We start from the raw sequence: 857 nt of genomic DNA, 5'->3' as shown, positions 1-857 counted from the left end.
GACGGCACAGCCAAAAGCCCCCTGGGGATGAGCATCAGGTATCGTTACGAGACACCTGATGAACTGGGTGTTATAGCCTCTTTTACATGGGCGCGCTCCATGACTAATGCGCAGGCATTTATTGATGTTAAGCCTTCCGATCCATCACGAGAGGTAAAAAACCCGGCAGCTTCAGCGAGAACTGATATCAGGGCTAATTACTGGAGTCTACTATCCGGTCCTTCGTGGCGGTTTAACGAATACCTCAGTGTGTATGCAATGGGTGGTATGGGGGTTGCAAAAGTCACCACTGACTTGAAAATTAACGACAATCTTAATCACTGGTGCCGGTAGTTTTTCTGAAAGTAACAGCACCAAAAAAACGTCTATTGCATGGTCTGTCGGCGCGCAATTTAACTTCAATGAAAGTGTTACTATGGACGTCACTTATGAAAGCTCAGGCTCTGGCGACTGGAAAACTGATGGTTTATTTGCAGGCATTGGCCTGAAATTCTGAGTGATAGCTGACAACATTTCATAACCCGCTGTGATGGCGGGTTTTTTGTTGCCCGTGCAGGGCAAAAATCGTAGATTATGCGCGGGTGCCTTTCGGCTGATGGCTGGAGGGAGAACCTGAAGGCCTGATGTGGAAAGGCCCCGAGTCAAACATTTTGTTTAACCCGAGGCCCTAACCATCATACCTTAAGCAAGTAGAAGGTTAGCGCCTCTCCACTCAGGAGGCAAGCGCTATGTCGCAAAAATCGCTCATCACCGTCACAATTTGTATGACGGTAATCTTCACCATCTGGATGTTACACGGCTCGTTGTGTGAGTTCCGGCTGAATTTGTGGGGAGCGGAGTTTGCGGCGTTCTTACAG

3 protein-coding genes are annotated in these 857 nt (G+C 48.4%); all 3 read left to right on the top strand.

Features of this window, described 5'->3' with window-relative positions; all coding sequences use genetic code 11:
- Positions 1-333, top strand: a 333-nt coding sequence (locus Y887_RS21405) for an Ail/Lom family outer membrane beta-barrel protein (RefSeq protein ID WP_211257017.1), incomplete at its 5' end; no start/stop codon positions are given.
- On the top strand, positions 311-496 hold the full coding sequence (locus Y887_RS21590) for an Ail/Lom family outer membrane beta-barrel protein (protein WP_211257018.1): 186 nt from the start codon (positions 311-313) through the stop codon (positions 494-496). The genes Y887_RS21405 and Y887_RS21590, both read left to right, overlap by 23 nt.
- Before the next feature lie 232 nt (positions 497-728).
- A partial coding sequence (locus Y887_RS21585) for a Hok/Gef family protein (RefSeq protein ID WP_046965623.1) occupies positions 729-857 on the top strand: 129 nt, incomplete at its 3' end.

Source organism: Xanthomonas pisi DSM 18956, from assembly GCF_001010415.1.
GTDB lineage: Bacteria > Pseudomonadota > Gammaproteobacteria > Xanthomonadales > Xanthomonadaceae > Xanthomonas > Xanthomonas pisi.
The sequence above is the reverse complement of the archived record's forward strand: the minus strand, read 5'-3'. Positions and strand labels throughout refer to the sequence as shown.